The sequence below is a fragment of the Enterobacter cloacae complex sp. I3 genome, from assembly GCF_014896175.1.
GTDB lineage: Bacteria > Pseudomonadota > Gammaproteobacteria > Enterobacterales > Enterobacteriaceae > Enterobacter > Enterobacter bugandensis.
The window spans coordinates 90,802-114,740 of record NZ_JADBQZ010000017.1 but is presented as its reverse complement, the minus strand read 5'-3'; the positions used below and the strand labels follow the sequence as shown (position 1 = coordinate 114,740).

The 23,939-nt window shown below is 56.9% G+C and carries 20 protein-coding genes; 7 read left to right on the top strand and 13 right to left on the bottom strand.

The window, feature by feature from the left end; all coding sequences use genetic code 11:
• Positions 1-14: 14 nt before the first annotated feature.
• The 6 genes from odhB to sdhC form a co-directional block, all read right to left on the bottom strand.
• The gene (odhB, locus tag IM271_RS14890; protein WP_041910762.1) at positions 15-1,235 is read right to left on the bottom strand and encodes a 2-oxoglutarate dehydrogenase complex dihydrolipoyllysine-residue succinyltransferase; all 1,221 of its coding nucleotides are present in this window, start codon (positions 1,233-1,235) and stop codon (positions 15-17) included.
• 14 nt (positions 1,236-1,249) lie between these two features.
• Positions 1,250-4,057: a 2-oxoglutarate dehydrogenase E1 component gene (gene sucA, locus IM271_RS14885; protein WP_045261080.1), complete on the bottom strand. Its 2,808-nt coding sequence runs from the start codon at positions 4,055-4,057 to the stop codon at positions 1,250-1,252.
• Between the two features lie 223 nt (positions 4,058-4,280).
• Positions 4,281-4,997 (bottom strand): succinate dehydrogenase iron-sulfur subunit SdhB, encoded by a 717-nt coding sequence (gene sdhB / locus IM271_RS14880; RefSeq protein ID WP_008501090.1) that lies wholly within the window; start codon positions 4,995-4,997, stop codon positions 4,281-4,283.
• Between the two features lie 15 nt (positions 4,998-5,012).
• Positions 5,013-6,779: a succinate dehydrogenase flavoprotein subunit gene (gene sdhA, locus IM271_RS14875; RefSeq protein ID WP_041910764.1), complete on the bottom strand. Its 1,767-nt coding sequence runs from the start codon at positions 6,777-6,779 to the stop codon at positions 5,013-5,015.
• Positions 6,779-7,126 carry a succinate dehydrogenase membrane anchor subunit gene (gene sdhD, locus IM271_RS14870; RefSeq protein ID WP_008501088.1) on the bottom strand — a complete coding sequence of 116 codons (348 nt, stop codon included), beginning with the start codon at positions 7,124-7,126 and terminating at the stop codon, positions 6,779-6,781. Before sdhD ends, sdhA begins: the two co-directional genes overlap by 1 nt.
• Complete coding sequence (gene sdhC / locus IM271_RS14865) at positions 7,120-7,524, bottom strand: succinate dehydrogenase cytochrome b556 subunit (RefSeq protein WP_026080740.1); 405 nt, start codon at positions 7,522-7,524, stop codon at positions 7,120-7,122. The genes sdhD and sdhC overlap by 7 nt, the downstream gene beginning before the upstream one ends.
• Positions 7,525-8,162: 638 nt before the next feature.
• Here sdhC and IM271_RS14860 point away from each other — a divergent pair.
• Positions 8,163-9,446: a citrate synthase gene (locus IM271_RS14860; protein ID WP_028012378.1), complete on the top strand. Its 1,284-nt coding sequence runs from the start codon at positions 8,163-8,165 to the stop codon at positions 9,444-9,446.
• Positions 9,447-9,545: 99 nt separating this feature from the next.
• Here IM271_RS14860 and nei read toward each other — a convergent pair whose 3' ends face one another.
• The 7 genes from nei to IM271_RS14825 all read right to left on the bottom strand — a co-directional run bounded on the left by nei (position 9,546) and on the right by IM271_RS14825 (position 15,652).
• Entirely contained in the window at positions 9,546-10,337 is a 792-nt protein-coding gene (gene nei / locus IM271_RS14855) for an endonuclease VIII (RefSeq protein ID WP_193052798.1), read from the bottom strand.
• Positions 10,338-10,355: 18 nt separating this feature from the next.
• Positions 10,356-11,096 carry a 5-oxoprolinase subunit PxpA gene (gene pxpA / locus IM271_RS14850; RefSeq protein ID WP_193052797.1) on the bottom strand — a complete coding sequence of 247 codons (741 nt, stop codon included), beginning with the start codon at positions 11,094-11,096 and terminating at the stop codon, positions 10,356-10,358.
• Positions 11,083-12,015, bottom strand: coding sequence for a 5-oxoprolinase subunit PxpC (pxpC, locus tag IM271_RS14845; RefSeq protein WP_028012375.1), 933 nt, complete (start codon positions 12,013-12,015; stop codon positions 11,083-11,085). Before pxpC ends, pxpA begins: the two co-directional genes overlap by 14 nt.
• The gene (pxpB, locus tag IM271_RS14840; RefSeq protein ID WP_100170594.1) at positions 12,009-12,665 is read right to left on the bottom strand and encodes a 5-oxoprolinase subunit PxpB; all 657 of its coding nucleotides are present in this window, start codon (positions 12,663-12,665) and stop codon (positions 12,009-12,011) included. The genes pxpC and pxpB overlap by 7 nt, the downstream gene beginning before the upstream one ends.
• A 14-nt stretch (positions 12,666-12,679) precedes the next feature.
• Positions 12,680-13,423, bottom strand: coding sequence for a type 2 GTP cyclohydrolase I (locus IM271_RS14835; RefSeq protein WP_193052805.1), 744 nt, complete (start codon positions 13,421-13,423; stop codon positions 12,680-12,682).
• A 10-nt stretch (positions 13,424-13,433) separates the two neighbouring features.
• The gene (gene phrB / locus IM271_RS14830; protein WP_193052796.1) at positions 13,434-14,846 is read right to left on the bottom strand and encodes a deoxyribodipyrimidine photo-lyase; all 1,413 of its coding nucleotides are present in this window, start codon (positions 14,844-14,846) and stop codon (positions 13,434-13,436) included.
• 599 nt (positions 14,847-15,445) lie between these two features.
• Entirely contained in the window at positions 15,446-15,652 is a 207-nt protein-coding gene (locus IM271_RS14825; protein WP_014069366.1) for a YbfA family protein, read from the bottom strand.
• 308 nt (positions 15,653-15,960) lie between these two features.
• On the opposite strand from IM271_RS14825, the gene kdpF reads away from it, so the two are divergent.
• Genes kdpF through kdpE form a run of 6 tightly spaced genes read left to right on the top strand, consistent with a single transcriptional unit; the run spans position 15,961 to position 23,746 of the window.
• Positions 15,961-16,050 carry a K(+)-transporting ATPase subunit F gene (kdpF, locus tag IM271_RS14820; protein WP_014069365.1) on the top strand — a complete coding sequence of 30 codons (90 nt, stop codon included), beginning with the start codon at positions 15,961-15,963 and terminating at the stop codon, positions 16,048-16,050.
• Positions 16,050-17,729: a potassium-transporting ATPase subunit KdpA gene (gene kdpA, locus IM271_RS14815; protein WP_193052795.1), complete on the top strand. Its 1,680-nt coding sequence runs from the start codon at positions 16,050-16,052 to the stop codon at positions 17,727-17,729. Before kdpF ends, kdpA begins: the two co-directional genes overlap by 1 nt.
• A gap of 18 nt (positions 17,730-17,747) precedes the next feature.
• Complete coding sequence (gene kdpB, locus IM271_RS14810; protein ID WP_193052794.1) at positions 17,748-19,796, top strand: potassium-transporting ATPase subunit KdpB; 2,049 nt, start codon at positions 17,748-17,750, stop codon at positions 19,794-19,796.
• 12 nt (positions 19,797-19,808) lie between these two features.
• Complete coding sequence (kdpC, locus tag IM271_RS14805; protein WP_193052793.1) at positions 19,809-20,384, top strand: potassium-transporting ATPase subunit KdpC; 576 nt, start codon at positions 19,809-19,811, stop codon at positions 20,382-20,384.
• On the top strand, positions 20,385-23,072 hold the full coding sequence (gene kdpD / locus IM271_RS14800; RefSeq protein ID WP_193052792.1) for a two-component system sensor histidine kinase KdpD: 2,688 nt from the start codon (positions 20,385-20,387) through the stop codon (positions 23,070-23,072).
• Entirely contained in the window at positions 23,069-23,746 is a 678-nt protein-coding gene (gene kdpE, locus IM271_RS14795) for a two-component system response regulator KdpE (RefSeq protein WP_192971404.1), read from the top strand. The genes kdpD and kdpE overlap by 4 nt, the downstream gene beginning before the upstream one ends.
• Positions 23,747-23,939 lie beyond the last annotated feature (193 nt).

Sequence of the window (23,939 nt, the reverse complement as noted above, 5' to 3'; positions counted from 1 at the left end):
ATGCTAAATCGTTACTAGACGTCCAGCAGCAGACGCGTTGGATCTTCCAGCAGCTCTTTAATGGCTACCAGGAAGCCGACGGACTCGCGGCCGTCGATCAGGCGGTGGTCGTAAGAGAGCGCCAGGTACATCATCGGCAGGATCTCAACTTTACCGTCTACCGCCATCGGGCGATCTTTAATGGCATGCATACCCAGGATCGCGCTCTGCGGCGGGTTAATGATCGGGGTAGACATCAGCGAACCGAATACGCCGCCGTTGGTAATGGTGAAGTTACCGCCGGTCAGATCGTCTACGGTCAGCTTGCCGTCGCGGCCTTTCACGGCCAGCTCTTTAATGTTCTTCTCGATGTCAGCCATACCCAGGGTATCCACATCACGCAGAACCGGGGTCACCAGGCCGCGTGGGGTAGAAACCGCCATGCTGACGTCGAAGTAGTTGTGGTAAACCACGTCATCGCCATCGATAGACGCGTTCACTTCCGGGTAGCGTTTCAGCGCTTCAACCACCGCCTTCACGTAGAAGGACATGAAGCCCAGACGGATACCGTGACGTTTTTCAAACGCGTCACCGTACTGCTTACGCAGATCCATGATTGGCTTCATGTTCACTTCGTTGAAGGTGGTCAGCATCGCGGTGGAGTTTTTCGCTTCCAGCAGACGCTCGGCCACGCGCTTACGCAGGCGCGTCATCGGTACGCGTTTTTCGCTGCGGGCACCCAGAGCAGGCTGAGCTGCCGGCGCGGCCACAGGGGCTTTCGCTTCCGCCTGAGCAGGCGCTTTCGCCAGGTGCTTGTCGATGTCTTCGCGGGTCAGACGACCGCCCACACCGGTGCCTTTGATGGCTGCCGGGTCAAGGCTGTGTTCAGCCAGCAGGCGACGGATCGCCGGGCTGAGGGCGTCGTTAGACTGTTCTTCCAGAGAAGCCTGCTGGCGCTGAGCCGGCGTAGAAGCTTTCTCTTCAGACTTCGCGCTGGACTCTTTGCCCGCGCTGTTGCCTTCACGCAGGCGCCCCAGGATCTGACGAGAGGTGACGGTGGTGCCTTCATCTTCCAGCACCGCGTCCAGAACGCCATCCGCCGAAGCCGGTACTTCCAGTACCACTTTGTCAGTTTCGATTTCTACCAGCACTTCATCGCGCTTAACGGCATCGCCTGGTTTTTTGTGCCAGGTAGCGACGGTCGCATCTGCTACGGATTCAGGCAGGTCGGGAACAAGAATATCTACGCTACTCATTATGTATCCTTTAATTAATCGACGTTCAGCGCGTCATTGACCAGATCTTGTTGCTGCTTCTGGTGAACGGACATATACCCTACCGCCGGAGAGGCGGAGGCCGGGCGACCTGCATAGCGCAGGGCTGACCCAAATGGAATCACTTCACGGAAATGATGCTGGCTGCAGTACCATGCGCCCTGGTTGAGCGGCTCTTCCTGGCACCAGACAAAATCATGTACGTGAGCGTACTGTTTCAGCACTTCCTGCATCGCCTGATGCGGGAACGGATAAAGCTGTTCGATACGCACGATGGCGACATCTTTCTGATCGTTCTTACGGCGCTGTTCCAGCAGGTCGTAATAAACCTTACCAGAACACATTACGACACGCTTAACGGCCTGCGGATCCAGCTCGTCAATTTCACCGATGGCCGGCAGGAAGGTACCGTTCGCCAGCTCTTCCAGGCTGGAGACCGCCAGCGGGTGACGCAGCAGGGATTTCGGCGACATCACCACCAGCGGACGGCGCATACCGCGCAGCGCCTGACGACGCAGCATGTGGTACACCTGAGCCGGGGTGGACGGCACGCAGACCTGCATGTTCTGCTCGGCGCAGAGCTGCAGATAACGTTCCAGACGCGCGGAGGAGTGCTCCGGACCCTGGCCTTCATAACCGTGCGGCAGGAGCATCACCAGGCCACACATGCGGCCCCACTTCTGCTCGCCGGAGGAGATGAACTGGTCGATAACGACCTGCGCACCGTTGGCGAAGTCACCGAACTGTGCTTCCCAGATGGTCAGGGTGCGCGGTTCCGCCGTGGCGTAGCCGTATTCGAATGCCAGGACCGCTTCTTCAGACAGCACGGAGTCCCAGACCTTGAACTGGCCTTGACCGTTATGCACGTGCTGCAGCGGAGTGTAGGTTGAACCGTTAGACTGGTTGTGAACCACTGCGTGACGGTGGAAGAAGGTCCCACGGCCCGCGTCCTCACCGGACAGACGAACAGGAATGCCTTCGTCAACCAGCGTTGCGTAAGCCAGCGTTTCCGCCCCGCCCCAGTCGAACAGCTTCTCGCCTGCCGCCATGGACTGACGGTCGGCGTAGATTTTCGCCACGCGAGACTGCATCTCGATAGCGTCCGGCACGGTGCTGATGCGTTTAGCCAGCTCCTGCAGGCGCTTCATCTCAACCTTGTTCGGGTAGCTCTCATCCCACTCGTGGTTGAGGTACGGCGACCAGGTAAAGGAGTGCATGTTCATCGGACGCAGCTCTTTCACCACGCATTCACCCGCGTCCAGCGCGTCGCGGTAGAGGTTGACCATTTCGGTCGCATCTTCCAGCGTCGCCACCTTGTCGCTTTCCAGCTTGTCAGCATAGATTTTGCGCGGCGTCGGGTGTTTTTTGATTTTCTGGTACATCAGCGGCTGGGTTGCACTTGGCTCATCCGCTTCGTTGTGGCCGTGACGGCGGTAGCAGAAGAGGTCAATGAACACATCGCGTTTGAAGGTATTACGGAAGTCCAGCGCCAGACGGGTCACGAAAGCCACGGCTTCCGGGTCATCCGCATTAACGTGGAAGATTGGCGCCTGGACCATCTTACCGATGTCGGTGCAATATGGAGTAGAACGGGCATCCAGCGGGTTAGAGGTGGTGAAGCCCACCTGGTTGTTGATCACGATGCGAACGGTACCGCCCACTTCATAACCACGCGCTTTCGACATGTTCAGGGTTTCCTGAACCACGCCCTGCCCTGTGACCGCCGCGTCACCGTGGATGGTGATTGGCAGCACTTTATTGCTGCTCGGCTCGTCCAGACGATCCAGACGCGCGCGCACGGAACCGATAACCACCGGGCTGACGATTTCCAGGTGTGACGGGTTAAACGCCAGCGCCAGGTGAACCAGACCGCCTTCGGTTTCGATATCCGACGAGAAGCCCATGTGGTACTTCACGTCGCCGGTGCCGAGGTGTTCTTTATGTTTGCCCGCGAATTCGTCGAACAGGTCCTGCGGTTTTTTACCCAGCACGTTGACCAGCACGTTCAGACGACCACGGTGCGCCATGCCGAGCACCACTTCACGGGTGCCGCTCTTGCCTGCGTGGCGAATCAGCTCTTTCAGCATCGGCACCAGCGCGTCGCCGCCTTCCAGCGAGAAGCGTTTTGCGCCCGGGAACTTCGCGCCCAGATAGCGCTCAAGCCCTTCCGCTGCGGTCAGTTCGCTGAGGAAGCGTTTCTTCTCGTCGGCCGAGAAGGTCGCGTGGCCCGCTACGGATTCGATGCGCTGCTGGATCCAGCGTTTCTCTTCGGTAGAGGTAATGTGCATATATTCCGCGCCGATGGAGCCGCAGTAGGTTTGCTTGAGCGCGTCAATCAGATCGCCCAGCTTCATCGTGTCTTTGCCGATGGCAAAGGAACCTACGTTAAAGCTTTCCTGGAAATCGGCCTCGGTCAGATCGTGATACGCCGGATCGAGATCGGCCACACGTTCCTGCTGCCACAGTCCCAGCGGATCGAGATTCGCATGCTGGTGACCGCGGAAGCGATAAGCGTTGATAAGCTGCAGGACTTTAACCTGCTTCGCATTGGTGTCAGGGTCGGAAATCGCAGAAGAGTAACGTGAGGCATCCTTCGCCAGACGACGGAAATAATCACGTGTTTTGGAATGGAATTGATCCGGTTTGACCCCTGTACCAGGCAACTGCTGGAACATGGAACGCCAGTTTGCGTCCACTGAGTCAGGATCGGTTAAGAAGTCTTCATAGAGCTGTTCTATCCAGCTCTGGTTGGCACCAGAGAGGTAAGAAGAGTCCAGCCAGGCTTTCATTGCGCCGTTCTGCATCGTGATCCCTTAAGCATTTTTATGCTTACTTTCGCCGTAGAAACTACCACGCACACCGCGTGTACGTGCCGGGGTTCACCTGCGAGCTCTTTTCATTTGGCCCGCGAAGGAACCTTTAGAAACTGTCTAGACTTCAGGGCAGTTTTTAAAGGTTTCTGCAATCTATTCCCTCTCCCTTTGGGAGAGGGTTAGGGTGAGGGGAACAGCGCTCCCCTCTCACTACTTACGCACTGCGCTGCAGCAGCATCGACTTAATATGGCCGATGGCGCGCGTCGGGTTCAGCCCCTTCGGACACACACTGACGCAGTTCATGATGCTATGGCAGCGGAATACGCTGAAAGCGTCACTTAATCCTTCCAGACGGCTGTCGGTTTCGGTGTCTCGGCTGTCGATCAGGAAGCGATAGGCAGCCAGCAGACCCGCAGGGCCGATAAACTTGTCCGGGTTCCACCAGAACGACGGGCAGGACGTTGAACAGCATGCGCAGAGAATACACTCGTACAGACCATCGAGTTTTTCACGCTGCTCAGGAGACTGTAAGTGCTCACGAGCGGGTGGATTTTGCCCATTATTCAATAAGTAAGGCTTAATCTTCTCATATTGTGCATAGAATTGCCCCATGTCTACCACCAAATCACGCACGACCGGCAGGCCTGGCAGAGGACGGATAACAATTTTCTGACCAGGACGCTGCAGCGCTGAAATTGGCGTGATGCAGGCCAGGCCGTTTTTGCCGTTCATGTTCACACCGTCAGAGCCACATACCCCTTCACGGCAGGAGCGGCGGAACGACAGCGTAGGATCTTTCTCTTTCAACTGGATTAAGGCATCCAGCAGCATCATGTCACGACCTTCTTCCGCTTCGAGGGTATAGTCCTGCATGCGCGGAGCGTCATCAACATCCGGGTTATAACGATAAACTGAGAATTCGAGTTTCATTATCCTGTCTCCGCATTAGTAAGTACGAATCTTCGGCGGGAACGCCGGACGCAGTTTCGGTTCCATGTTGACGTTACGACGCGTCATGGTTTCCGACTCTGGCAGATACAGGGAATGGCACAGCCAGTTTTCATCGTCACGATCCGGGAAGTCGAAGCGACTATGGGCGCCACGGCTTTCGGTACGGAAGTTTGCCGACATGGCGGTTGCGAATGCGGTTTCCATCAGGTTATCCAGCTCCAGGCACTCAACGCGCTGGGTGTTGAACTCGCTGGAGGTGTCGTCCAGACGGGCATTTTTCAGACGCTCGCGGATCGCCTTCAGCTGCTCAAGGCCTTTGGCCATCGCATCGCCTTCGCGGAATACCGAGAAGTTGTGCTGCATGCACTCCTGCAGCGCTTTACGGATTTCCACCGGATCTTCGCCGTTACGGTTACCGTTCCAGCGGTTGAGGCGTTCAAGAGAGGCGTCGATTTCGTCGTCGGTTGCATCACGCAGCGCGCCCTGCTCGGCAATGGACTCCTGCAGATGCAGACCCACCGCACGACCAAATACCACCAGGTCCAGCAGCGAGTTGCCGCCCAGACGGTTGGCGCCGTGTACGGATACGCAGGCGATTTCGCCTACCGCGAACAGGCCAGGAATGACCACGTCTTCGCCCTGCTCGTTCACGGTCAGCGCCTGACCGGTCACTTTGGTCGGAATACCGCCCATCATATAGTGGCAGGTTGGGATAACCGGAATCGGCTCTTTCACCGGATCGACGTGCGCGAAGGTACGGGACAGTTCCAGGATGCCCGGCAGACGGGATTCCAGCACTTCTTTACCCAGATGGTCGAGCTTCAGCTTCGCGTGTGGACCCCATGGGCCATCACAGCCGCGGCCTTCACGGATTTCGATCATGATGGAACGCGCCACCACGTCACGACCCGCCAGGTCTTTCGCATTCGGGGCATAACGCTCCATGAAGCGCTCGCCGTGTTTGTTCAGCAGGTAGCCACCTTCACCGCGGCAGCCTTCGGTGACCAGCACGCCCGCACCGGCGATACCGGTTGGGTGGAACTGCCACATCTCCATGTCCTGCACCGGTACGCCGGCGCGAATAGCCATACCGACGCCGTCACCGGTGTTGATGTGGGCGTTGGTGGTGGATTGGTAAATACGGCCTGCACCGCCGGTCGCCAGCACGGTCGCGCGGGCTTTGAAGTAAACCACTTCACCGGTTTCGATGCACAGCGCGGTACAGCCGACGATCGCGCCATCGGCGTTTTTCACCAGATCCAGCGCATACCACTCGGAGAAGATGGTGGTGTGGTTTTTCAGGTTCTGCTGATACAGGGTGTGCAGCAGTGCGTGACCGGTACGGTCAGCCGCCGCCGCGGTGCGTGCCGCCTGCTCGCCGCCGAAGTTTTTCGACTGGCCGCCAAACGGACGCTGATAGATAGTGCCATTTTCCAGACGGGAGAACGGCAGACCCATATGGTCCAGCTCCAGAATCGCTTCCGGGCCGGTTTTACACATATATTCGATGGCATCCTGGTCGCCGATGTAGTCGGAACCTTTTACCGTGTCATACATGTGCCATTCCCAGTTATCTTCATGGGAGTTACCCAGCGCAACGGTAATACCGCCCTGCGCGGACACAGTGTGGGAACGGGTCGGGAACACTTTAGAGAGCAGCGCACAGGTCTGGCCGCTCTGGGAAATTTGCAGTGCGGCGCGCATACCTGCGCCACCCGCACCAATCACAACAGCATCAAATTCTCTGACTGGCAGTTTCATTACACACCCCACACCACAACGAATCCATAAATAACGTAAACCACCAGTGCAACCACAATGGCCAGCTGCAGTGGGAGGCGAATCGCCAGCGGTTTAACGTAATCGGTCAACACCTGCCACATGCCGATCCAGGCATGGATAAGGATGGAGAACAGGGCCAGCAGGGTGAACACTTTGGTGAAGGCCGATCCGAAGAAACCACTCCAGATTTCCCACGTCAGCGTGCCGCTGGTCGCGAAGAAACCGATCATATAGATGATGTAAAGGGTGAGAACGATGGCGGTAGCACGGACCAGAATGAAGTCATGTACGCCGTTGCGTCCTAATGCGGAGGCGTTGCTTACCATACGAGAACTCCTGCGAGAAGTGAAAGCACGACAGTGATCACAAATGAAATGTTCGCGGTACGTTTCCCGGCCTCGAACGTCTCTTCCAGATAGCCAAAGTCCATCAGCATGTGGCGTACGCCGCCAACAACGTGATAGGCCAGCGCGGTGAGAATGCCCCACATGATAAATTTCACGAAGAAGCTATTCATGATGGCCGAGGCCTGGAGGAATCCTTCAGGGGAAGAGAGGCTGGTGCCCAGTAACCACAGCAAAATACCGACCGCCACAAACGTAATCACACCAGAAACACGGTGCAGAATGGACGCTATTGCTGTTACGGGGAACCGGATCGTTTTGAGATCCAGATTGACAGGTCTTTGTTTTTTCACATTTCTTATCATGAATAACGCCCACATGCTGTTCTTATTGTTTCCTTCCTCCGGACTGCGATGCGGGTCAAGCAGCGTTCCTTTTCTATAACTGCGCGTCATGCAAAACATTGCTTCCAAATGCTAAAACGACACGTTACAACGCTGGGTGGCTCGGGATTGCAGGGTGTTCCGGAGACCTGGCGGCAGTATAGGCCGTTCACAAAATCATTACAATTAACCTACATACAGTTTGTTGGGTTTTCTCTGGAACAGTGATCAGGGTCACGATAACAACATCTTTTTAATTTTTAATCATCTGATTTGACAAATGTTAAACAATATTGTTACAAACGTCATCAGAAAAGGCATATAATGCGCAAAAGTTATGAGGTCTCTCTTTCACCTGACAAATAGTTATGTAACAGTGTGATGGTATTGACCGAAGTTATCAGGACAGTTATTAGTGATATACAGGTTTGAATAATTCGGACTGCAAAAACGCTGATTTGCTGTTGTTTCACTGATATTTCATTCGTTTACCTGCAAGGCGCCATAGCTCTGTACCCTGGTTACTCCTCGTGAGCTGAGCGGTAAGCCAAATAACAATCTGGTAACGGTGATTAACAGCTGAAGGCAAATCCGGTAAAAGCAGTCTTATGCATAAGGCGCTAAGGAGACCGTAAATGGCTGATACAAAGGCAAAACTCACCCTAAATGGTGATGATGCTATTGAACTGGATGTGCTAAAAGGCACGCTCGGTCAGGATGTTATTGATATCCGTACGCTGGGTTCCAAAGGAGTATTTACCTTTGACCCTGGATTTACCTCTACCGCATCTTGCGAATCCAAAATCACCTACATTGACGGTGACGAAGGTATCCTGCTCCATCGCGGCTTCCCCATCGATCAGTTAGCCACCGAATCCAACTACCTGGAAGTGTGCTACATCCTGCTGAACGGCGAAAAGCCGACGCAGGCACAGTACGATGAATTCAAAACCACCGTAACTCGTCACACCATGATCCATGAGCAGATTACCCGTCTGTTCCATGCGTTCCGTCGTGACTCTCACCCAATGGCGGTGATGTGCGGGATTACCGGTGCGCTGGCGGCGTTCTACCACGACTCACTTGACGTGAATAACCCGCGTCACCGTGATATCGCGGCGTTCCGCCTGCTGTCCAAAATGCCGACCATGGCGGCGATGTGCTACAAATACTCCATCGGCCAGCCGTTTGTGTACCCACGTAACGACCTCTCCTACGCCGGCAACTTCCTGCGCATGATGTTCTCCACGCCGTGCGAAGAGTATGAAGTGAATCCGGTGCTGGAACGCGCGATGGACCGTATTTTGATCCTGCACGCTGACCACGAGCAGAACGCCTCTACCTCTACTGTCCGTACCGCAGGCTCTTCAGGCGCGAACCCGTTCGCCTGTATCGCTGCGGGCATCGCCTCCCTGTGGGGACCGGCGCACGGCGGCGCGAACGAAGCGGCGCTGAAGATGCTGGAAGAGATCAGCACCGTTGAGCACATTCCAGAGTTCGTGCGTCGCGCGAAAGACAAGAATGACTCCTTCCGCCTGATGGGCTTCGGTCACCGTGTTTACAAAAACTACGACCCGCGCGCAACCGTTATGCGTGAGACCTGCCATGAAGTGCTGAAAGAGCTGGGCACCAAAGACGATCTGCTGGAAGTGGCGATGGAGCTGGAACACATCGCGCTGAACGATCCGTACTTCATCGAGAAGAAACTCTACCCGAACGTCGATTTCTACTCTGGCATTATTCTGAAAGCGATGGGCATTCCGTCTTCCATGTTCACCGTGATCTTCGCCATGGCGCGTACCGTGGGCTGGATTGCGCACTGGAACGAAATGCACAGCGAAGGCATGAAAATCGCCCGTCCTCGTCAGCTGTATACCGGCTACGAGCAGCGTGATTTTAAGTCTGACCTGAAGCGCTAAAAAACGCTGGGTGCGGCCTGATGCCCTCACCCCGGCCCTCTCCCACAGGGAGAGGGTGAAAACCTAAAAAACGGTAACCCTTGGGTTACCGTTTTACTTTTATTTCTGGCAGTGCGGGCACCAGTAGAAGGGTCTTGAAGAGAGCATCATCCTGTCAATAATCCCGCCGCACCGTTCACACTTTTTCCCCGCCCGATGAAACACTTTGAACCGGAATAACGCCCCGTGATGCTTGTTTTCATCTACGATGCCGCGCGTATTGTACGACAGCCGCGGGATGTCCAGCAGCGCGTGGGACAGCACCTCCAGCCGTTCATCGCTCAGCTGAGAGGCTTTGTGCTGCGGCGCCAGCCCGACTTCCCAGAGAATTTCCACCCGCAGGTAGTTGCCCAGCCCGGCCAGAAAGGACTGGTCAAGGAACAGGCCGGAAAACTGCCGGTTGCGATACGTGGGCGATAACAGTCGGGCCTTCACATCGCTCGCCGTCAGGCGCATGTCCAGCACGTCCGGCCCGACGCGCTGTAAGAACGGATGCGTCAGCAGCTGCTCCGGCGTTAACATTTCGATATCAGAGGCGCTGTAGAGCAGGATTGCCTTATCCGCCGTTTGTAACCGGACGCGCAGCACGCGCGTCGTTTGCGGCTGCTCGTCCGCATCGACGACGCGCCACACACCGTAGAGCTGGTTATGGCTATATAACGTCAGGTTATGGGAAAAATGCGTGAGCAACGCTTTGCCGCGCGTTTCAATATGGGTCACCGTCTGTCCCACCAGCTCTGTTTCAAACGGCTTAAGTTGAGGAAAGGCAAACCAGACATAGGTCAGCGGTTTGCCCTTTATCGCCTCCTCCAGGCTATCCGCCGCGCGGCGGATCTCCGGACCTTCAGGCATGTCATTGTCCTTTTATAATCAATCTGCGCTGACGAGAATGCCCTCTTCAGAGAACGCCGCCCGCAGGCGTCGCGCAAACTGGAGCGCATGCTCCCCGTCGCCGTGTAAACACACCGTATCGGCCTGAACATTTGCGGATGTTCCATCCACGGCGGTCACCCGCCCGAAGCGCACCATCTCCAGCGTCTGCGCCAGCGCTTTATTTTCGTCAGTAATCAGCGCACCGGCCTGCGTGCGCGGCACCAGGCTGCCGTCCGGCATGTATCCCCGATCGGCAAAGACTTCCTGCCGCGTCGTCAGCCCCAGCCGTTCTCCGGCACGAATAAGCTCGCTACCCGCCAGGCCAACCAGAATCAGCTGCGGATTGCAGTCCCGCACCGCGCGGGCAATCGCCTCCGCCAGCGCCGGGTCTTTCGCTGCCTGGTTATAGAGCATGCCGTGCGGTTTGACGTGACGCAGCACGCCATGCTCAGCGCGCGCTATCGCCTCCAGCGCGCCGATTTGGTAGAGCACCTGAGCGTAGACCGTCTCAGGGGGCAGATCCATCGCCGTACGGCCAAAGTTCTCCCGGTCCGGGAAGCTCGGGTGAGCGCCAATCGCCACGCCGTTTTTAATGGCATTACGCACGCTCTCCAGCATGGTTTGCGCATCGCCCGCGTGAAAACCGCAGGCGATATTGACCGAGGAGACCAGGGTCATCAGTTCCGCATCGGCGCTGCTGCCTTCCCCCAGATCGGCGTTTAAATCAATCTTTACCATCAAGCCTCCACGCCAGCTGTTCGAGATAGCGCTGCCGATCCTGCCGGGCCTTTAGCGCCTCCTCCAGCGTACACTGCACAAAATGAATCGGCTGACCGAGAGGGATTTGCGCCAGATGGTAGCGATCCGCTTCGATAATGCAGGCAATACGCGGATAGCCGCCGGTAGTTTGCGCGTCGTTCATCAGTACGATGGGCTGCCCGTTGCCCGGCACCTGAATCACCCCCGGCAGCAGCCCGTGGGAAAGCAACTCCCGGTCAGTCGTGCGGGTCAGCGGCTGCCCCTGAAGCCGGTAACCCATACGGTTACTCTGCGGGCTGATTTTCCACGGCGAACGCCAGAAAGACTCTTTTGAGGCTTCATCAAACTCCTGATATTCCGGTCCCGGCAAGGCGCGGATCACGTTCCCCCACAGCAGCTGCTTCACGCCCTGCGTGGTGGTGAAATGGCGCGCTGATGGCTTAATCGCAAGACGATCGCCGTCGCGCAGAAGCCGTCCTTCGTGGCCGCCCATTCCCGCTTTCTGGTCGGTGCTGGACGACCCCAACACCTCCGGCACGTCGATGCCCCCCGCTACGGCAAGATAGCTGCGCACGCCGTGCAGAGGACGCTTAAGCGTCAGACGCTGCCCGGCTTTCGCCCGCAATCGCCAGCCGGTCCACACCGCTTTGCCGTCCAGCGTCGCGTCACAGCCCGCGCCGGTTAAGGCGAACCAGGTCTCCTCACCAAATTCAATAACGCACTGACCCAGCGTAATTTCTAACGCCGCCGTGCTGCCCGCGTTGCCTACCAGCAGGTTGGCAATCTCCAGCGAAGGACGATCGAGCGCACCGCAGTAGCTCACGCCGGACTGGCGCATGCCAAAGCGTCCGGCATCCTGAACGGAGGTATAAAGCCCCGCGCGAATAAGCGTTAACATACCCCCTCCTTCTGCGGGATAAAGCGCAGAGTATCACCCGGACGCAGGAGGATCGGTGCCTCCTGCCCCGGTTTAAATAGTGGCATAGAGGTGTGCCCGATAAGCTGCCAGCCGCCCGGTGAAGTAAGCGGATAAACTCCGGTTTGTTCACCGCCAATTGCCACCGTTCCTGCGGGAACGCTCAGGCGCGGCTCAGCCCGACGCGGGGTATGCAGCCGGGGAGATAATCCGCCCAGATACGGAAAGCCCGGCTGAAAACCCAGAAACCAGACGACGTAATCCACCGAGCTGTGCAACTCCACAACCTGCTTTACTGTTAATCCACAGTGTTCGGCCACCACGCCAAGGTCAGGGCCACCTTTGCCGCCATAGACAACCGGGATCTCAATCGCCCGCGATTCTGGCTCCAGCGCCTCGCTCTCTTCCCACCAGCGCTGCAGACGCTCAATGGCATCCAGCGCCCCGGTGTGCGGATCGCGTAGCACCACGGTGATATTATTCATACCCGGAATAGCTTCAACCACGCCGGGTAGCTCGGGCAGTCGCTGAGCCAGGCGCCAGATACGCTTTTGCGTGGCAAGCGTCACCGGAGGCTCAAGCTCCAGAACTACCGCGGTTTCACCCAGAAGATAACAACGCGCTCGCTGCACTTAACTACCTCTCATCAGGCCGGATTAGGGATATCAATAAAGGTCACATCCAGATCGGTATTTTCCGTCAGCCACTCGCTGAGGGCGCGAATACCGCCGCGCTCGGTAGCGTGGTGGCCTGCCGCGTAAAAATGCAGCCCCTGCTCGCGGGCAGAGTGAACCGTCTGCTCGGAGACTTCGCCGGTAATAAACGCATCAACACCAAAGCGCGCGGCGCTGTCGATAAAGCCCTGGCCGCCGCCGGTGCACCACGCCACGCGCTTCACGGTATCCGGCCCGGTATCTCCGCACCACAGCGGACGACGCCCCAGCCGCGCTTCGATCCACGATGCCAGCTCCAGCCCCGGTACCGGCATCGACAGTTCGCCCCACGGCACCAGCGGCTCGATTTCACCCATCACGGTAATCCCTAACAGCTGTGCCAGCTGGACGTTATTTCCCAGTTCAGGATGCGCATCCAGCGGCAGATGGTAACCGTACAGGTTGATATCATTCGACAGCAGCGTTTTGAGGCGGTTGCGCTTCATGCCGCGGATAATCGGCGATTCGTTTTTCCAGAAGTAACCGTGATGGACAATCACCGCGTCGGCTTCCTGACGCACCGCCTCATCCAGCAGCGCCTGGCTTGCCGTCACGCCGGTGATGATTTTCCGCACCGTTTCGCGCCCTTCGACCTGCAGGCCATTCGGGCCATAGTCGCTAAAGGAGGCGGTATTAAGTTTTTCGTTAATCAGGCGTTCCAGTTCACTGTTTTTCATCATCATTCTCTCAAACTTTTCGTGCGGCTTCGTACGCCGCCAGCGTGGCGACGCGCGCCTGTTTATGGTCGACAATCGGGCGGGGATAATCGAGCTTTACGCCCTGTTTATCCGCCCATGCCCACGGGTCATGGATCGCTTTTTCAGGAACGTTCCTGAGCGCGGGCAACCAGCGGCGAATAAAGTCGCCGTTGGCATCAAATTTTTGCCCCTGAGTGGTCGGATTAAAAATCCTGAAATAGGGAGCCGCATCGGTGCCGGTAGAGGCCGCCCACTGCCAGCCACCGTTATTCGCAGCCAGATCGCCATCGATCAGCTGAGAAATAAAATAGCGCTCTCCGATTCGCCAGTCGATAAGCAGATCTTTCACCAGGAAGCTCGCGGTAATCATTCGCAGACGATTGTGCATCCACCCGGTTTCATTTAGCTGGCGCATAGCGGCGTCCACAATCGGATAGCCCGTCTCCCCTTTTTGCCAGGCCTGTAAAAGTGTCTCATCGTGCTGCCATTTTACGCTGTCGGTCCACGGAATGAACGGACGATGCTTACAGAGATTGGGATGGTAAGTCATCAGATGGCGGTAGAATTCACGCCAGATAAGTTCGTTCAGCCACACCGAGCCCGCACCACCGTCCAGCGCCTGCGGCTGTTCGGCCAGAAGACGATGCAAACACTGGCGAGGAGAGAGCACGCCCAGCGCCAGGCAGGCCGATAACCGGCTTGTCCCTTCAATTGCCGGGAAATCCCTGCGCGCTTCATATTCTCCCGCGCCTTGCTTGCAAAACTGGCGCAGCTTCGCAATAGCGGCCTTCTCACTGGCAGGGAACAGAAGTTCATCAAATGCCCGTTGGGGATAGTTGAACGTTAATTCGGGGAGATCGGTTATAGCCTCTCCTCTGGCGGCGGGCGCGGGTACGCACTCCGGCAGCGCCTCTTTCAGGCGCTTAACAAAAGCATTTTTAAACGGCGTAAACACTTTATACATTTCGTGACCGCCGGTCATAACGCTGCCCGGAGCCAGCATCACGCTGTCATCAAATCCCTCACATACCACTTCTCCCAGCATTTTCTCCAGCTGGCGGTCCCGCTGTTGTTCGTTCAGTTCGTACTGGTAGTTATAAAAAAGATGCGTGACGCCGTTATGCTGGCATATCTCCTGCAACATATGAAGCTGCGCGGTAAAATCGCTGACCTCTTTGTAGATCAGCGGAATGCCTTTCTCGGCAAGCGCGTGCTGCAGTTCGTTTAGGTGTGATTTGAGGTAAGCCGCCTGCCGTGGAGCCATATCATGCTGCTGCCACTGCTCAGGCGTGGCGATAAATAGCGCCAGTACGCTGGCGTCATCAGAGCGGCAGGCTGCCGCGAGAGCGATGTTGTCATGTACGCGCAAATCCGCGCGAAACCAAACCAGATGGGTGGGCATAAAACTCCAGGCTATTGTCCATTATGTCCATAAGGGCATGCCGTACAAGGAAAAAGCATGCATTGAACTACTTTGCCATGAAGTGTAGACGGGATGAAATAAAAAAGGCCGCCCGGGGCGGCCTTAACGCTACTTGTCCTGCGCTATCGTGGTTAAAGCGACAAACGCATTAGGTTCATCACTCTTTACAACGAGTACGCTGGCGACAATGAACGCGATGCATATATAGCGTTTCACTATGCGGTCCCTGCTGCTAACCGCTCCACCGTTCACCACCGGTGATAAGTCGGTGGACACAAGCCCGGGTAGGCGGGCTGCTTTACGGCTGAAAATACACCTTTCCCAGGACCGATGCCCATTTGCGAGATGGCGGAAAGGGACGCAGCATCATAATTACTATCCGCTGCAAAGGTAAGATACCCGAATAAAATTAGGAATTTATAAAGACTTCGAGGGATTGCCATCTTCTTACAGAAGGGTATGATAAAAATCCCGGGTAGGGGGCTGCAAGACCACCCAACGGACCGCGAATCCCGAGGGACAAAAAAACCGCCATATTGCTATTGGCGGTTTTTTTATGGCTACGCGTCAGCGTTGTATCAATAGAAATCGCAGGTCGCTTTCTCTGCCTGATCCATCCACACCGGCTTCTCGCTGGTTTTCGCCCAGACGCGGTGCAGATAGCTATAAAAACGCGCGCGATCTTTCCAGAACAACATCACCGGCAGGGCCAGCACGCCAGCCACTACGGCGAAAGTGCGACGCATGAACACGATATGAGCCGGATACTCTTTATAAAGATCCATATTTTTCTCCCCTGTAGTTGGCCGGAAACCTTCTCCGGAAAATGTGAAATCTGTGACCTGGATAAAATAATATCGCTTTGCGTGTAATTTTACTACTCATCCGACCACTTATTTTTATTCATTTAGCGAATATTTACATTCGCGCCGTAATTAAGTTACAAAAAAGTTAATGATTTACTTATCAATAGTTAAATTATGGTCTTTCCATTTTTATACTTTTTTTACACCCACCCTTCTGATTTTTGCGAAATCTTTGCGCCATAAATCCTACCGTTAGCACAACAACAAAAGTCACCCGGAGGTGGATTGTGAGTGCAGGTCTTATTGCCGGCATCGTGCTGGTGTTCCTGTTATTGGGTTATCTGGTCTATGCCCTGATTAACGCGGAGGCATTCTGATGGCTGCTCAGGCGTTTTTGCTTATTGCCAGCTTCTTAGTGGTATTGTTCGTTCTGGCAAGGCCGCTGGGAACGGGACTGGCGCGATTGATCAACAACGTCCCCCTGCCCGGCACGGGAGGCGTTGAAAAAGGGATCTGGCGCGTACTGGGTATAGACGATCGGGAGATGAACTGGCGTGACTATCTGATCGCCATTCTGCTGCTGAACATCGTTGGGCTCATTGCACTTTTTGCCATGCTGATGCTGCAGGGTAGCCTGCCGCTGAATCCGCAACGGTTACCGGGCCTGTCCTGGCACCTGGCGCTGAATACGGCAGTCAGTTTTGTTACCAACACCAACTGGCAGTCCTATGCCGGTGAAACCACCCTCAGCTATTTCAGCCAGATGGCTGGATTAACCGTGCAGAACTTCCTCTCTGCCGCCAGCGGTATCGCGGTAATTTTCGCGCTGACGCGCGCGTTTGCACGTCAGAAAATCGGTACCCTGGGTAACGCCTGGGTGGATCTGACGCGCATTACGCTGTGGATCCTGCTGCCGATTGCGCTGCTTATCGCGCTGTTCTTTATTCAGCAGGGCACCCTGCAAAACCTGCTGCCTTACGCCCCGTATACTTCGCTTGAAGGAGCAAAACAGATCCTGCCGATGGGACCAGTGGCGTCGCAGGAAGCTATCAAGATGCTCGGCACCAACGGCGGCGGATTCTTCAACGCCAACTCGTCGCATCCGTTTGAAAACCCTACCGCCCTGACCAATTTTGTACAGATGCTGGCGATCTTCCTGATCCCCGCCGCGCTCTGTTTCGCCTTTGGTGATGTGGTCAACGATCGCCGTCAGGGCCGCACACTGCTCTGGACCATGTCGCTGATCTTCGTGGTCTGCGTAGCGCTGGTGATGTGGGCTGAATGGAGCGGCAACCCCCATTTCATGCAGCTGGGGGCTGACAACAATATCAACATGGAAGGTAAAGAGAGCCGCTTTGGCATTCTCGCCAGCAGCCTGTATGCGGTGGTCACCACGGCGGCCTCGTGCGGGGCGGTCAACGCCATGCACGATTCCTTTACGGCGCTGGGTGGCATGATCCCGATGTGGCTGATGCAGATTGGCGAAGTGGTGTTTGGCGGCGTGGGCTCCGGTCTTTACGGCATGCTCCTGTTCGTACTGCTGGCGGTATTTATTGCCGGTCTGATGATTGGCCGCACCCCGGAATACCTCGGTAAAAAAATCGACGTTCGCGAGATGAAACTAACCGCGCTGGCGATTCTGGTCACCCCGGCGCTTGTGCTGCTCGGCACCGCGCTGGCCCTGATGACCGAGGCCGGACGCAGCGGCATCTTTAATCCGGGCATTCACGGCTTTAGCGAAGTGCTGTATGCCGTCTCCTCGGCCGCCAACAACAACGGTAGCGCCTTTGCAGGCTTAAGCGCCAACTCTCCGTTCTGGAACTGTCTGCTGGCGTTCTGCATGTTCGTGGGCCGCTTCGGGATCATTGTGCCGGTTATGGCGATTGCCGGATCGCTGGTAAATAAAAAAATCCAACCGACCACCACCGGGACGTTACCGACCCACGGCGCGCTGTTTATCGGCCTGCTGACGGGCACCGTGTTGCTGGTCGGCGCCCTGACCTTTATCCCCGCCCTCGCGTTAGGCCCGGTCGCGGAAACTCTCTCTTTACGCTGATTTTGCGGAGTATTTGTCATGAGTCGTAAACAACTGGCCCTGCTCGAACCGACGTTAGTTCGTCAGGCGCTTATGGATGCGGTCAAAAAGCTGAGCCCGCGCGTGCAATGGCACAACCCGGTGATGTTTATCGTCTGGGCCGGCAGCGTCCTGACCACCGCACTGGCGATTGCCATGGGGACGGGTCCCATGCCGGGAAACGCGATGTTCACCGGGGCCATCAGCCTGTGGCTGTGGTTTACCGTGCTATTCGCCAACTTTGCCGAAGCGCTGGCGGAAGGCCGGAGTAAAGCGCAGGCCAATAGCCTGAAAGGGGTGAAAAAAACGGCGTTTGCGCGGAAATTACGTGAACCGAAATACGGCGCGCAGATGGACCACGTTCCGGCGGATGAACTACGTAAAGGTGATGTGGTGCTGGTGGAAGCTGGCGACATCATCCCGTGCGACGGAGAAGTCATTGAAGGTGGCGCATCGGTAGATGAAAGCGCCATTACCGGGGAATCCGCACCTGTGATCCGTGAATCCGGCGGTGATTTTGCCTCCGTAACGGGTGGGACGCGCATTCTTTCCGACTGGCTGGTGATCCAGTGCAGCGTCAACCCGGGCGAAACCTTCCTCGACCGGATGATCGCCATGGTGGAAGGCGCTCAACGCCGTAAAACACCGAACGAAATTGCCCTGACCATCCTGCTGATAGCCTTGACCATCGTCTTCCTGCTGGCAACCGCGACGCTGTGGCCATTTTCCGCCTATGGCGGCACTCCGGTCACCATCACCGTACTGGTGGCGCTGCTGGTCTGCCTGATCCCTACCACCATCGGCGGCCTGCTGTCGGCCATCGGCGTGGCCGGCATGAGCCGTATGCTCGGTGCTAACGTCATCGCCACCAGCGGACGTGCGGTTGAAGCCGCCGGTGACGTGGATGTCTTGCTGCTGGATAAAACCGGGACCATTACCCTCGGTAACCGCCAGGCGTCCGAATTCTTACCCGCCCCGGGCGTGGATGAAAAAACGCTGGCGGATGCGGCACAACTCTCCTCGCTTGCCGATGAAACCCCGGAAGGCCGAAGCATTGTTGTTCTCGCCAAGCAGCGCTTTAACCTGCGCCAGCGCGACGTTCAGAGCCTGCATGCCACCTTCGTGCCGTTTACGGCGCAAACCCGAATGAGCGGGATTAACATTCAGGATCGCATGATCCGTAAAGGCTCTGTTGACGCCATCCGTCGCCACATTGAGGCCAACAATGGCCACTTCCCGCCTGAAGTGGACAACCTGGTCGAAAGCGTAGCCCGTCAGGGGGCCACGCCGCTGGTGGTGGCAGAAGGCGCGAACGTGCTGGGCGTAATTGCCCTGAAAGATATCGTCAAAGGCGGCATTAAAGAGCGCTTTGCCCAGCTGCGTAAAATGGGCATTAAAACGGTGATGATCACCGGGGATAACCGTCTTACCGCCGCGGCGATTGCCGCCGAAGCGGGCGTGGATGATTTCCTTTCCGAAGCCACGCCGGAAGCGAAACTGGCGTTGATTCGTCAGTATCAGGCGGAAGGTCGTCTGGTGGCGATGACGGGCGACGGTACCAACGATGCCCCTGCCCTGGCGCAGGCCGACGTGGCGGTGGCGATGAACTCCGGTACCCAGGCGGCAAAAGAGGCGGGCAACATGGTCGACCTCGACTCTAACCCGACCAAGCTAATTGAGGTAGTGCACATCGGCAAACAGATGCTGATGACGCGCGGTTCGCTGACCACCTTCAGTATCGCTAACGACGTGGCGAAGTATTTCGCCATTATCCCGGCGGCCTTTGCGGCCACCTATCCGCAGCTCAATGCGCTGAACGTGATGCACCTGCACTCTCCGGCATCGGCCATTCTGAGCGCGGTGATTTTCAACGCCCTGATCATTGTCTTTCTTATTCCGCTGGCGCTGAAGGGCGTGAGCTATAAGCCGCTGACCGCCGCCGCCATGCTGCGCCGCAACCTGTGGATTTACGGCCTGGGCGGGCTGGTGGTGCCTTTCATCGGTATCAAGGCTATCGACCTGCTGTTGACCCTGTTCGGGCTGGTTTAAAAGGTGAATCAAATGACGATGTTACGCCCCGCTATACTTTTGTTTATTCTGCTGTCTCTCATTACCGGCGGGCTGTACCCGCTGGTAACCACCGCGCTGAGCCAGTGGTGGTTTAAGGATCAGGCCAACGGCTCGCTGATTATACAAAACGGCGAAAACCGCGGTTCACGGCTGATTGGTCAGAACTTTACGGATGCTCGCTACTTCCAGGGACGCCCTTCCGCCACTGCCGAAAGCCCGTATAATCCGATGGCATCCGGCGGCAGTAACCTGGCGGGCAGCAACCCGGAGCTGGACAAAGCCGTCGCTGAACGCGTGGCAACCCTGCGTGCCGCCAATCCTCAGGCCAGCCGCGAGGTGCCCGTAGAGCTGGTGACCGCCTCGGCCAGCGGGCTGGACTACAGCCTGACGCCGGCAGCGGTGGACTGGCAGATCCCGCGCGTCGCCGCCGCCCGTCAGTTGACCGTGGAACAGGTGAGCAAGCTGGTGGCAGAGCACACGCAAAAGCCGCTGGTCAGCTTCATCGGCATGCCCGTGGTAAATATTGTTGAGCTGAATCTGGCGCTGGACGCGCTAAGGAAAAACTAAATGACCGACGAGCCCATGCGCCCGGATCCGGACAGGCTGCTTGAACAGACGGCTGAAGCCCATCGCGGCAAACTGAAAATTTTCTTTGGTGCCTGCGCGGGCGTCGGGAAAACCTTCGCCATGCTAACGGAAGCCCAGCGGCTTCGGGCGCAGGGGCTCGATATTCTGATCGGCGTGGTTGAAACCCACGGACGCAAAGAGACGGCGTCGCTGCTGAAGGGGCTGGCTACCCAGCCGCCCCGCCGCATCAGCCACCGTGGTCGTTTAGTTACGGAGTTTGATATTGATGCCGCCCTCGCCCGCCGTCCCGCCCTTATCCTGATGGACGAACTGGCGCACAGCAATGCGCCAGGCTCACGCCATCCCAAACGCTGGCAGGATGTTGAAGAGCTGCTCGAGGCCGGCATTGATGTGTTCACAACGGTTAACGTTCAGCATCTTGAAAGCCTGAACGACGTGGTCAGCGGCGTGACCGGCATTCAGGTGCGCGAGACGGTGCCCGACCCGTTCTTTGATTCTGCCGATGAGGTGGTGCTGGTTGACCTGCCTCCTGACGATTTGCGCCAGCGCCTGCACGAAGGAAAGGTTTATATTGCCGGCCAGGCCGAGCGCGCCATCGAACATTTCTTCCGCAAAGGTAACCTGATTGCCCTGCGCGAGCTGGCCCTGCGGCGTACTGCCGATCGCGTTGACGATCAGATGCGCGCCTGGCGCGACCTGCAGGGACAGGAGCGCGTCTGGCACACGCGGGATGCTATTCTGCTGTGCGTGGGCCACGGCAGCGGCAATGAAAAGCTGGTCCGCACCGCCGCGCGCCTGGCGGCCAAATTTGGCAGCGTCTGGCATGCGGTGTATGTCGAAACGCCGCAGCTGCACGCTCTGCCCGAAAACCAGCGCCGCGCGATCCTGAGCTCGCTGCGCCTTGCGCAGGAGCTGGGTGCCGAAACCGCTACCCTTTCCGATCCGCAGGAAGATAAGGCCATTCTACGCTACGCGCGGGAGCATAACCTGGGGAAAATTGTCATTGGCCGCCGCCAGCATCGCCGCTGGTTTAGCCGCGAATCCTTTGCCGACAAGCTGGCCCGCCGCGCGCCGGATCTGGACCTGGTGATCGTGGCGCTGGATGATAAACCTGCTCCCCTCCCCAGCCGCGCGCCGGACAGCCGGGCCTTCAGCGATAAATGGCGCATTCAGCTCCGCGGCTGCCTTGTCGCCGTCGTGCTCTGCGCCCTGATCACTATAATCGCCAGCAAATGGCTGATTACCTTCGACGCGGCCAACCTGGTGATGATCTACCTGCTGGGCGTGGTAGTGGTGGCGCTCTTTTACGGACGCTGGCCGTCGGTACTGGCGACGGTTATTAACGTCATCAGCTTCGATCTGTTCTTCATTGCCCCCCGCGGGACGCTCGCCGTCTCGGACGTACAGTACATCCTCACCTTCGCCGTGATGCTCACCGTCGGGCTGGTGATAGGTAACTTAACGGCAGGCGTGCGCTACCAGGCGCGTATCGCCCGCTATCGCGAACAGCGCACGCGGCATCTTTATGAGATGTCGAAATCGCTGGCGGTGGGCCGCACGCCGCTGGATATTGTGCAGACCAGCGAGCAGTTTATTCGCTCGACCTTTCATGCCAGCAACCTGATTTTACTCCCGGACGATCACGGCAAGCTGCGCCCGCTGACGTCGGCCTCGGGCATGACGCCCTGGGACGAAGCCATCACCCGCTGGAGCTTTGATAAAGGGCTACCGGCGGGTGCAGGGACCGACACCCTGCCCGGCGTGCCCTATCAAATTCTGCCCCTGCGCAGCGCCGATAAAAACCTGGGGCTGGTTATCGTGGAGCCCTCCAATCTGCGCCAGCTGATGATCCCCGAACAGCAGCGACTGCTGGAGACCTTTACGCTGCTGGTTGCCAGCGCGCTGGAACGGCTGGCCCTCACCGCCAGCGAAGAGCAGGCCCGGCTGGCAAGCGAGCGCGAAAGCATTCGTAACTCGCTGCTGGCGGCGCTGTCTCACGACCTGCGCACACCTCTTACCGTCCTGTTTGGCCAGTCGGAAATCCTGACGCTGGACCTGGCAGCGGAAGGTTCAAAACACGCCATGCAGGCCAGCGAAATCCGTCAGCACGTGCTCAATACCACGCGTCTGGTGAATAACCTGCTCGATATGGCGCGGATCCAGTCAGGCGGTTTTAACCTCAAAAAAGAGTGGCTCACGCTTGAAGAGGTGGTGGGCAGCGCGCTGAAAATGCTCGAACCCGGCCTCGGTGGGCGGCATATTGCGCTGAACATGCCCGAGCCCCTGACGTTAATTCACGTTGACGGTCCGCTGTTTGAACGAGTGTTGATTAACCTGCTGGAAAACGCCGGCAAATATGCGGGTGCCAGCGCCCGGATTGGGGTGGATGCGACGGTGGTCGATGGCACGCTTCGTCTTGACGTCTGGGATACCGGGCCGGGCATTCCTGCCGGACAGGAGATAGCTATTTTCGAAAAATTCGCACGCGGCAATAAGGAGTCTGCCATCCCGGGCGTGGGGCTGGGGCTGGCGATTTGTCAGGCAATAATTGATGTTCATGGCGGAACCATTTTCGCGGAGAATCGTCCGGAAGGCGGCGCGCGTTTTTGTGTTACACTTCCTCTGGAAACCCCGCCGGAACTGAATGAATTACCAGAGGATTTGTGATCAACGTTCTGATTGTTGAAGATGAGATCGCCATTAGCCGGTTTCTGCGCGCAGCGCTGGAAGGCGATGGTCTGCGCGTTCATGATGCGGGTACGCTTCAGCGGGGGCTAATTGAAGCCGCGACCCGCAAGCCGGACCTGGTGATCCTCGATCTTGGCCTGCCGGACGGTGACGGCATCGATTTTATCCGCGAGGTACGTCAGTGGAGCCAGATGCCTATTCTGGTGCTCTCCGCCCGTACTGAAGAGACGGATAAAATCGCCGCGCTGGATGCCGGGGCGGACGACTATCTGATAAAACCTTTTGGTATCGGCGAGCTACAGGCTCGCCTGCGCGTGGCCCTGCGTCGCCACAGCGCCACCACGCCAACCGATCCAACCTATTCGTTTGGAGATATCCGGGTTGATCTGGCCGCGCGACGTATTGTGCGCGGTGAAGAAGAAATCCATCTCACGCCAATCGAGTTTCGCCTGCTCGCCGTGCTGCTTAATAATCACGGTAAAGTACTCACCCAGCGCCAGCTGTTAAGTCAGGTGTGGGGACCCAACGCGGTGGAGCATAGTCACTATTTACGCATATATATGGGACATCTTCGCCAGAAACTTGAAGTTGACCCCGCGCGCCCCCGTCATTTATTAACTGAAACCGGTATCGGTTATCGGTTTATGCTTTGAATAACTATTCAATTTATTTTTAAATAAAAACGAAATCTCTCAGTAAATATTTCACAAATATCCCAACCGTTATTTTTTTATTATTTACGCTCGTATCAAACATTCACAACACAATCTATTAACGTGACACTAACAATTCAGAATTTTGATCTGCATTATTCATCAAAAGCGACTAATTATTTCTGAAATGATC

Excerpts from the sequence above, each read along its gene's own strand:
- sdhA (WP_041910764.1), bottom strand. The coding sequence starts at position 6,779 with ATGAAACTGCCAGTCAGAGAATTTGATGCTGTTGTGATTGGTGCGGGT.
- odhB (WP_041910762.1), bottom strand. The coding sequence starts at position 1,235 with ATGAGTAGCGTAGATATTCTTGTTCCCGACCTGCCTGAATCCGTAGCA.
- IM271_RS14835 (WP_193052805.1), bottom strand. The coding sequence starts at position 13,423 with ATGAAAAACAGTGAACTGGAACGCCTGATTAACGAAAAACTTAATACC.
- IM271_RS14825 (WP_014069366.1), bottom strand. The coding sequence starts at position 15,652 with ATGGATCTTTATAAAGAGTATCCGGCTCATATCGTGTTCATGCGTCGC.
- kdpB (WP_193052794.1), top strand. The coding sequence starts at position 17,748 with ATGAGTCGTAAACAACTGGCCCTGCTCGAACCGACGTTAGTTCGTCAG.
- IM271_RS14860 (WP_028012378.1), top strand. The coding sequence starts at position 8,163 with ATGGCTGATACAAAGGCAAAACTCACCCTAAATGGTGATGATGCTATT.
- nei (WP_193052798.1), bottom strand. The coding sequence starts at position 10,337 with ATGCCTGAAGGTCCGGAGATCCGCCGCGCGGCGGATAGCCTGGAGGAG.
- pxpA (WP_193052797.1), bottom strand. The coding sequence starts at position 11,096 with ATGGTAAAGATTGATTTAAACGCCGATCTGGGGGAAGGCAGCAGCGCC.
- sdhC (WP_026080740.1), bottom strand. The coding sequence starts at position 7,524 with ATGTGGGCGTTATTCATGATAAGAAATGTGAAAAAACAAAGACCTGTC.
- kdpD (WP_193052792.1), top strand. The coding sequence starts at position 20,385 with ATGACCGACGAGCCCATGCGCCCGGATCCGGACAGGCTGCTTGAACAG.
- kdpC (WP_193052793.1), top strand. The coding sequence starts at position 19,809 with ATGACGATGTTACGCCCCGCTATACTTTTGTTTATTCTGCTGTCTCTC.
- pxpC (WP_028012375.1), bottom strand. The coding sequence starts at position 12,015 with ATGTTAACGCTTATTCGCGCGGGGCTTTATACCTCCGTTCAGGATGCC.
- sdhB (WP_008501090.1), bottom strand. The coding sequence starts at position 4,997 with ATGAAACTCGAATTCTCAGTTTATCGTTATAACCCGGATGTTGATGAC.
- sdhD (WP_008501088.1), bottom strand. The coding sequence starts at position 7,126 with ATGGTAAGCAACGCCTCCGCATTAGGACGCAACGGCGTACATGACTTC.
- sucA (WP_045261080.1), bottom strand. The coding sequence starts at position 4,057 with ATGCAGAACGGCGCAATGAAAGCCTGGCTGGACTCTTCTTACCTCTCT.
- kdpA (WP_193052795.1), top strand. The coding sequence starts at position 16,050 with ATGGCTGCTCAGGCGTTTTTGCTTATTGCCAGCTTCTTAGTGGTATTG.
- phrB (WP_193052796.1), bottom strand. The coding sequence starts at position 14,846 with ATGCCCACCCATCTGGTTTGGTTTCGCGCGGATTTGCGCGTACATGAC.